Genomic DNA, 8450 nt, shown 5'->3' on the forward strand with positions numbered 1-8450 from the left:
CTCATGATGTCCCTCTGGGATGCGCTCCGGATGAATATGATGATCTCATATCAGGAACTTGTTCGCACCTTCCCTAATTTCGATAGGTTCTCAGATGAGAATGATGACGGTGATACACAGATAAGAATCAATGAGCAATGAGGGTTGCCGGGCAACCCTCATTGAATAAAACAGGAATTACTTCGCTTCGCCGTTTTTCATTTCGCCCATAGCTTTCAGCTTTTTGGAGATATCGCGGCGTTCTTTGGAGAGCTCGGCATTTTTGATGATGTAATCGTCAACGCGATCTTCATAGTCACCTTTCATGCTGGCGATGATGCCCTGGATTGCTTCAACGCTCATCCCGGGCTTGATGTAATCGCTCAGGTTGTCCAGCAACAGGACGCGCTTCTGGTTGTCACGGATCTTTTTCTCAACGTCCTGAATTTCACGTTGCAGTTTGTTCTTACGACGGAACAGACGAACAAATTCCAGTACGTCCTGGAATGAAGGCTTGGTAGTTTCCATTTTTATACCCCTGATAATGTGAGAGTCGGATTCGTTTAAGCAACCGCTATTCGTTAGGGCCAACATTACTCATAGCTGCCGCAGATGACAATGCTTTTATCCCTTTTCACTATCATACCCTTTATCCTTGCTGAATCGAAGCAGCAGCAAGATGATTCTGAAGTTCAGGAATTATTTGCGCAAGGCCCGGCAAATCAGATTCGATAGCAACTCAAGCTGATGTGCCGTTTCCATGTTCAGCCACACATAACCATAGATTGGTGTTTCCACAACCTTCAGGTCATGGTGGTTATTCAGCAACTGACGCAGCTCTTCCACAGCATCGTTCAATTTTTCCGTATTGGCAAAAACCGGCTGCGGATTACCTTCGTACAGCGCATGAACAAGGCTCAGCAGTATTTGCTGCATCATGTGCTGGGTATCACGAAGTTTTTGCGCGTTCAATAACACGAAATGGCTGGGGCGCGTGGCCCAGTATGCATTGATTTGCAACTCCAGCATACAAACCAGATTGCGGTTAATGGTCTGGATACCTTCATATATCGATTTTGGAATTCGAGTTTCTTTGCTGGCGGGCGCAATCAGCCCACGCATTTTCACGGCATCGGTCAGGAGTTTTTGTAGATGGCTTTCCAGACGTGGGCGTTCGAGTAAGTTTGGTGAGAATGCAGATTGATAAACCCGATTATACTCGGTCAGACTTTTCGCCAGTTGAATGCGCCAGTGGATGAACGCCCGTTGTGGCCAGATACCGGTAAACAACATTGCCAGTAAAGAGCCGAGGATCACATCGCCGCTTCGCCATAACGCCGTATCAATTTCACCTGTCGGGGAACCCACAACAATTGCCAGCGTCACCCCAATCAATAATCCTTGATACGGTTTCTTGCCCAGTGCCAGCCAACCGCAAAGAAACATAGCCGCCGCGCACCAGACTAACATCAGCGGTAACGAAATTAACTCCAGTTGCAGAGCGATAAGACCTAAAATCGAACCCAACACCGTACCGCCAATACGTTCGAAGGCGCGAGGAACAACGTTACCCCAGAACGAGATTGGCCCCATAATCACCACCATGGTGACCAGCGGCCAGGTGCTTTCAGGGATAGTAAACAGGCGGATAATGAGAAAAGTGAGCAGGAATGCCAGCGCGACCCGAGTACCATGCACAATGCGGTAATGGCGGTATACCCGGATTTCAAACGGGCTTAATGACTTATCGGCACGCACGCAAAAACTCCGTAATGAAGATTAAAAGCGCTCATAACTCATCTGTCGGCCAGAAGGCGCGCCTCTGAATTATCCGACGGACAAACCGGGAACAGTGTAATTTCCCGGCAGGAGCGAAAAAATTGAAAGGCGCATCTTACTCTTTTCGCTTTCAAAAAAAGAGTGGTCATCGCGTTAACACACCGCCCTGAGATGAATTAGTGATGTTTTGGCTGCACCGCAACATACATTTCGATATCCCAGTACCCATCTTCCGCGCCATTGTTCAAATAAACCTCGAAGCAGGGCTTTGGTAACATTTCATAAGCACTGTCCTGCAAGAGGCTATTAAAGAACTGATACCAGGGTTTAGCAAAATCATCACCGACTACACGAGCCACCGCCACCGCATACTGACCACCTGAAATTTCTGTCAGAATGACGCCCTCACTGTTTTCGGGAAGCGTAAAGTTATTCGGTACCGTCACAACGGTGTCGCAGCGTAATTTTTCGGCGGGTGTTTCATCTGGATTGTCGTAATAGACAGCAACCCACTCCTTCGGCACAATATTTTTGTTATCTACCCACATCATCAACTGCTCAAAGCCTTTCTTTACCGTCTGTTCCCACGGGCCAACGAGATGGAAACCTGCAACGGTACGTTTCTCTTCCTGCTTAATCTCGTAGTTCATGACGCCTCCATTAACACTGTTTTTATATACAGTATAGTTGCAAAATTAAAACCACAAGGAATGAGTGTTGATTATGCGAGCAGACTCGCACTCCTGCCAGTCTGCTGCAAAAGAAAGGTCAGGCCTTATGGTGGAAATAATCACTCAGGCGGGAAAACATGCCGCCTTCCCCGACAGATTCCAGGGTAACCAGCGGCCAGTGCGCCACCTGTTTATCACGGTCGTAAAGTTCAATTTCCCCTACCCGCTGATGGGCGCTAATTGGCGCGGTGAGCTCTTTACCATCAAGGGTATATTTGGCTTTGATATGTGGAATTTCGGCTTTCGGTAGCACCATCCAGAACTCTTGTTCCGTTCCCAGGTCGATATTTTCTTTATCGCCATACCAGATGCGTTCCGTTCCGACCTTTTTCCCACGGTGCAAAATTTGCACCGTAGTAAAGTTTTGTTGCCCCCAACGCAGTAATTTTCTTGCCTCTTCCTCACGACCTTTTGCACTGTCAGCCCCCATTACCACTGCAATGAGACGACGCTGCCCATCTACAGCCGAAGCAATGAGATTAAACCCGGCACCAGAAGTATGACCCGTTTTCAGGCCGTCAACATTCATGGTTTTATCCCACAACAACCCGTTACGGTTTTGCTGGGTGATACCGTTCCAGGTGAGACTTTTCTCACTGTACATATGATAAAACTCGGGCTCGCCGTGGATGATAGCGCGAGAAAGCACAGCTAAATCATAAGCCGAGCTATGCTGGCCAGGTGCATCCAGACCATGCACTGTTTCAAAATGCGTATCCTTGAGATGCAGCTTCTCGGCATAGTTGTTCATCATTTCAACAAACTGCCGTTGCCCACCGGCAATATAGTCAGCCAGAGCAACACAAGCGTCATTTCCGGAATCCACAATTAAACCACGGCTTAAATCACGTACCGATACGCGATCGCCCTCTTTCAAAAACATCAGTGAAGAACCGACAAACACCGGATTATCTTTCGCCCACGCATCGCGCCCCACGGTGACAATATCGTCTGGCGTAATGCGATGACTATCGATAGCGCGATCCACGACATAACCCGTCATCAGCTTTGTCAGGCTGGCGGGATTGCGCTGTTGATGCTCATTACCCGCGGTGAGGATCTGTCCGGTGGTGTAATCCATCAGTACCCAGGACCCGGCTTGAATCTGTGGAGGCTGAGGTGAAAAAGGAATGTTTTCCGCCGCAAAACCAGACGATAAGTTAAAAACGAACAAAGAAGCAGCAATAATAAGACGGCGTTTCAACAGCAAACCCTCAGGAGTTTCAAATAGCTGTTCTTTTTACGGAAATACTTATGAACTGGCTGGAATAAAGTGCAAGAAAATGTGACTACCCTAGCATTTTTATCTGACATGATCTGTTGCCACTCGCTGCCAAATTGTGGCGCTAAAGCTGATTAGCACGGTGATATTTGATACTCTGGCAGACAGCAGAAATAACGGATTTAACCTAATGATGAATGACGGTAAGCAACAATCTACCTTTTTTTTCACGATTACGCGCAACACCCCTGAGAACCGCCATGAATAAGGGTTTCATGATTTGTGATTTTAGTTTGGTACGCAATTTGGTACACAACACAATTTTCACTTCAGCGGGTAGTCATCAAACTCACCATAACGAGCATCGTTGATGATGTATGTGATCACCACAAATATCACATCTGGACTAGTTCCGTCTTCATGCGCAGGTATCTGTTCACGCCTCCCTTTCTGCAAATCCTAAAGATGAGATTTTGGGGTTTTGGGATATCTTTTTATCCTCAGTTCTCTATCCATTCTACAAAGCAGTAATGAACCATCACTATGTGATAGTGAGGCATCCGCTACATTAAGCGCAGAGAAATGATGCAGTGGTGGTCGGACTGGATTGATGAAAAGGTGTGATCGGTTAGCGCAAGACGAATCACCACCCTCGCCAGTTTTGAGTTGTTTTGCGCTAATTTTTTACCCCACCTCTGCCCCATCAAAAGAAAACCCGCTCTAGCGGGTTCATGTCTCAGGCCTCTTTGCCCTTCTCTATCGCTGAGGGCTTGTCAGGAAGCAATGCGCTTATACGTCCCTTAAGGTACTTGTACATTCTGACGTCGATGAATGCTGCGTATAAATACGCTAGCACTATCGAGACAGCAATCATTTTTACCGCCCCCATAAATGGATCTCCCTCAACAATACCGGTAATCATCACAGGGAAATGGAGAAGGTACAGAGGGAAGCTGATAAACCCTAAAAACTGGACTGGTGCAGAGTAAAGGAACCGTTTAACCAGGGACTCATCATTCATGTAATCGACAGTTAGCAGGGGAAGAAATGCCACCATGTAGAAATAATCCATCCTGTTGGTATGCGAAGGTTGAGCATAGAGCCCGGCAAAGCATACAAACAGACACATAGCCAAAAAAACATTCTTTTGAGGTAGTTTAGTGAAACTCTCGTACCATTTTAATTTTATGATCGAGTACATACCCGATCCCATCAAAAGACATGATGATGCAAAAACAAAATTGTACATCCCGAAAAGCTCTGGACTACCGAGCCCTCTGGCAGAAACAACAGCCAGATAAATAAATGCCAAAATAGAAATGCATAACCTTGAAAGCGGCCCCATTCTCAAGAACAGAACTGGAATCAACATGGACGCCCAAAATTCTATGCTGACACTCCACGAAGGTTCATTTATCAAATTGAATGATAATGGGGTAGACCCATGTATAAATGCTAAATTCGCTACCCATGTCCTGATACTAAATACGTAATCACCTGGCACATAACCACCATTAAGGCTATTTACGTAGTAAATGATTACCATTATCACTGATGATATAAAGGTAAGAGGCCACAGTCTTGCCAGTCTATTCAAAAAATATGACGGGATAGACGCCCCATTTCTTACTGAGTGGGTAAGCACAAATCCCGATATGATGAAAAAATATGCAACAGCCAAGTGAGGGCCGTTGAATGGCCCATCATTTTTCCAACCAGTAACAGCATTGATGGCGTGATTTAGGAGCACTGCGCATGCAAAAAGGCCGCGCAAACCATCAACAGCATAGAAGCGTTTAATTTCCATAACAATTTATTTAAAAAAAGAAAAATTATACTAGAAATATATCATCAACATCTATGCCATTGATGATTAAGTGATGGTTGTCACGGTTTTGTGTTTCTGGCTGGAATGCTGGCAGTGCTTTACTCGCTTGACTCAGGATCGGTGAATACTCCATCTTCATAAATCCATCCAATTCTGCATGGTATTCCGTCTATTTTAACAACCTGATAATCATCAAAAATATGCCCCTCACCATCCCATATAACAATATTTACAACTATTCCATCTGTAATTAATGCATATCTCATGCAAACTCCTCCACAAGACAAATACCATCAGCACCTTCACCACCATAAAAACGCGTGGAGAAGACCTGCGTGTCATATGCGCCAGCGCCGCCACCGCCAGGGACTAATGCTTTCGCAATTCTCGGTGAATATACAGTACACTGCCCCGCTCTTCGGCTGCCACCCCAAAAGCTTGAACCGCCGTACCCATTAAGGAACCTAGTATTATTTTGGCCATCTCCGCCATCTCCGCCGGCTAGATTTACATCACCACCAGACCCGGCAACTCCAACGCCGCCTGATGCATATACAGTGGAAGCAGTGGACGGGTTTCCGCCTGTGGCAACCATCCCACTAAATGTTGAGTTACCGCCTTTTGTTGCCTCAGTTCCGCCAGCACCGATAACCACGGCAAAGTTTGTGATGTCAGCAATATTGAACCATTTGATACCTGTAGCGCCTGCAGCCCCCCCAGCACCGGAAAAGTTATCGGTTGGGGAACCACTATTAAAAGCGCCACCTCCGCCACCACCCCCTCCCGTTAGAGTTACTTTGATGCGCTTCGTCAGCGGGTTTAGCGTTACTGTTTTTGATGAGGTGATCCACTGCTCGGCAATCTTCCTACCTACGTATCCGTTGGTATCTCCCAAATCAAGGTTTGCGAGAGCCGTTTTCACCGTGCCATCCGATTTGATATCGCCAAACGGATTCTTGCGGCTTAACAGCAGAGCACGAAGCGCGGTAAGCAACTGGTCGTGCCGCGCCTTCTCCAGACTGGCACCAGATGCCTCAACAACGCTACAAAGTTCTTCCTGCAACATGTCAAAGTAGTCATCATCCAGATCGGTGGCAGGCGTGCCAGTCTGGGGGTTACCACGGGTAAAACCGTTCTTACCCGCGCCGAACTTATCCTTCTGCGCGGTTTTCGTGTCTATACGATGCATGGATTACTCCGGATATTTAAAAATTACGTAGGTATGCGACGGGCAGAGTTTGTTAAGCACACACTCGACAACGGTGTCGCCCCAGATACGCAGTGCGGAATCACAGGGATCGCCACATGTCATCCAGGTGGTGTTGGTGGTGGTTGGCATGTTGACATGCCAGTAATACCGCCATTCCGGCGCATTCACCGCGTCAGTACAGGCCGATGAGCAGGTGAACGTGCTTTTGTCGTATCGCGTGATGGTGGCATCTGGTCTGCCCAGGGCAGCAAGCTGTGCAAGATAAAAATCCTCGTTGATGCCGCCCGCCAGGTTAACCTTCGCATCCAGCCGTTGCTGACGCTGGCGAAGGGTCTGCGTTCCCGCCGGAATACATTCATCCGGCAGACCGCACAGACGCTCCCAGCGGTTTATCAGTTCAGTGGTGGTGCGCGGATCCAGCTCCCGCATCAGGGCATCCGCACGCTGATGAACACGGGTTAATGACGGTGCCGCACCGGCAATCGCCGGATCGCTGGCTGACCACGCCGGACCGGGCGGCAACAGTGCCGATAACAGGCGGATGTAATCATCGTTTGTCACGTCCATGAAATCGTCCCCAGTACCGCCAGTTCGTTTTTCGCAATGGAGATATTGTCCACCGGTGCAAGCAACTGATGGCTGTATTCCCCGTTCGCACCGGAAATCGCCTCACTGATACGCGACACCTTCAGTTCTCCCTGCGGATAACCATCACGCAGCAGGAACGAACGCAACTCCGCGGTGATGGCAGCCCGTATTTCCGGTGTATCCGGCGTCACGCGGATATGAAAATCCACCGTATGTGCCACCGGCCTGAACACATACAAGTCAGAACCTGCCACCGGGGCCAGTGGCCCGATATGTTGTATTGCCGCCGTTTCCGTTGATTCTTCCGGAATGGGATTAATCAGGTCACTGCTGGCAATCATCACACCGACAGTTCCCGTTCCCATCCAGTGACGGTATGTCCATGCGCGGGTAATGCCGGGCACTTCTTTAGCCCAGACGACATAGTCCCCGCCAGCCCCGCCCTGCGGCGTCCAGTAATACCGCTCAATGACGCGGGCGCGCCACGTTTCCAGATCTTCAGTATCGAATCCGCCAGTCAGGGTATCTGCAACACCGGAAGACGGCAGACCATTCACCGGCGTGACTAGGATTAATGCCGTACCGTCGTCAGCGTTACCGACCGCGCCTGCATTTGAGCAAGTGATCGGCACACGCAGGACACCACCGGAGCTGGTTGCATCGGCAGTTGCCGTGTACTGAACCAGGTCATCGCGCTGAATCACGCTCCCGGCAGTCACCTTCAGGCCATCGCTGACACCTTCCCAGCGCATATACCCGCTGGCAGCCGTGGCCCCCTTGCGCGGACACCGTTTCATCGCAGCATGTCGCGCCAGCCAGGACTCATCGCACAGGTCAGGCAGCATATTCATTGCCAGATAATCGATGTACCCGTAGACCGTATGCAGCGCCGCCGCATACACCTTTGCCCGCACGTCTTCATCCATGCGCCGGAGCGTGTTGCTGACGTCCAGCCTGGCGAATAAATCGTTACGGAGCATACTGATATTTTCTGCCAGCGTCGGGCGCTGAAATTCACTGTCCGCCATGCGTTATCGCTGGATTTGCCCCTATATTTCCAGACATCTGTTATCACTTAACCCATTACAAGCCCGCTGCCGCAGATATTCCCGT

Annotated in this window: 9 protein-coding genes and 2 pseudogenes; all 11 read right to left on the minus strand. The window is 48.9% G+C overall.

All coding sequences use genetic code 11. The annotated features are described in order from the left end of the window. Positions 1–177: 177 nt before the first annotated feature. The 11 genes and pseudogenes from OQV04_RS22175 to OQV04_RS22215 all read right to left on the minus strand — a co-directional run bounded on the left by OQV04_RS22175 (position 178) and on the right by OQV04_RS22215 (position 8365). Positions 178–507, minus strand: a complete 330-nt coding sequence (locus OQV04_RS22175) for a DUF496 family protein (protein ID WP_000450409.1) — start codon at positions 505–507, stop codon at positions 178–180. 171 nt (positions 508–678) lie between these two features. Then, a complete protein-coding gene (locus OQV04_RS22180; RefSeq protein ID WP_001200891.1) occupies positions 679–1737 on the minus strand; it encodes an FUSC family protein in 1059 nt (352 codons plus the stop codon). Between the two features lie 197 nt (positions 1738–1934). After that, complete coding sequence (gene sbmC / locus OQV04_RS22185; RefSeq protein ID WP_001105412.1) at positions 1935–2408, minus strand: DNA gyrase inhibitor SbmC; 474 nt, start codon at positions 2406–2408, stop codon at positions 1935–1937. 118 nt (positions 2409–2526) lie between these two features. Continuing rightward, complete coding sequence (gene dacD, locus OQV04_RS22190) at positions 2527–3693, minus strand: serine-type D-Ala-D-Ala carboxypeptidase DacD (protein WP_000830174.1); 1167 nt, start codon at positions 3691–3693, stop codon at positions 2527–2529. 342 nt (positions 3694–4035) lie between these two features. Further along, positions 4036–4287 (minus strand): annotated as a pseudogene (locus OQV04_RS25260) (S24 family peptidase); the annotation flags it as partial. Between the two features lie 160 nt (positions 4288–4447). Further along, positions 4448–5518: an acyltransferase family protein gene (locus OQV04_RS22195; RefSeq protein ID WP_101969435.1), complete on the minus strand. Its 1071-nt coding sequence runs from the start codon at positions 5516–5518 to the stop codon at positions 4448–4450. A gap of 119 nt (positions 5519–5637) precedes the next feature. Further along, positions 5638–5805 carry a hypothetical protein gene (locus OQV04_RS22200; RefSeq protein WP_158302269.1) on the minus strand — a complete coding sequence of 56 codons (168 nt, stop codon included), beginning with the start codon at positions 5803–5805 and terminating at the stop codon, positions 5638–5640. Further along, positions 5802–6434, minus strand: a complete 633-nt coding sequence (locus OQV04_RS25265) for a glycine-rich domain-containing protein (protein WP_442899669.1) — start codon at positions 6432–6434, stop codon at positions 5802–5804. The genes OQV04_RS22200 and OQV04_RS25265 overlap by 4 nt, the downstream gene beginning before the upstream one ends. Then, a pseudogene (locus tag OQV04_RS22205) lies at positions 6426–6728 on the minus strand (hypothetical protein); the annotation flags it as partial. The pseudogene OQV04_RS22205 and the gene OQV04_RS25265, both read right to left, overlap by 9 nt. A gap of 3 nt (positions 6729–6731) precedes the next feature. After that, on the minus strand, positions 6732–7316 hold the full coding sequence (locus OQV04_RS22210; RefSeq protein ID WP_101969437.1) for a YmfQ family protein: 585 nt from the start codon (positions 7314–7316) through the stop codon (positions 6732–6734). After that, positions 7307–8365: a baseplate J/gp47 family protein gene (locus OQV04_RS22215; RefSeq protein ID WP_247806855.1), complete on the minus strand. Its 1059-nt coding sequence runs from the start codon at positions 8363–8365 to the stop codon at positions 7307–7309. The genes OQV04_RS22210 and OQV04_RS22215 overlap by 10 nt, the downstream gene beginning before the upstream one ends. Positions 8366–8450 lie beyond the last annotated feature (85 nt).

It is taken from the genome of Escherichia sp. Lx600-2, assembly GCF_036662595.1.
GTDB classification, from domain to species: Bacteria; Pseudomonadota; Gammaproteobacteria; order Enterobacterales; family Enterobacteriaceae; genus Escherichia; species Escherichia coli.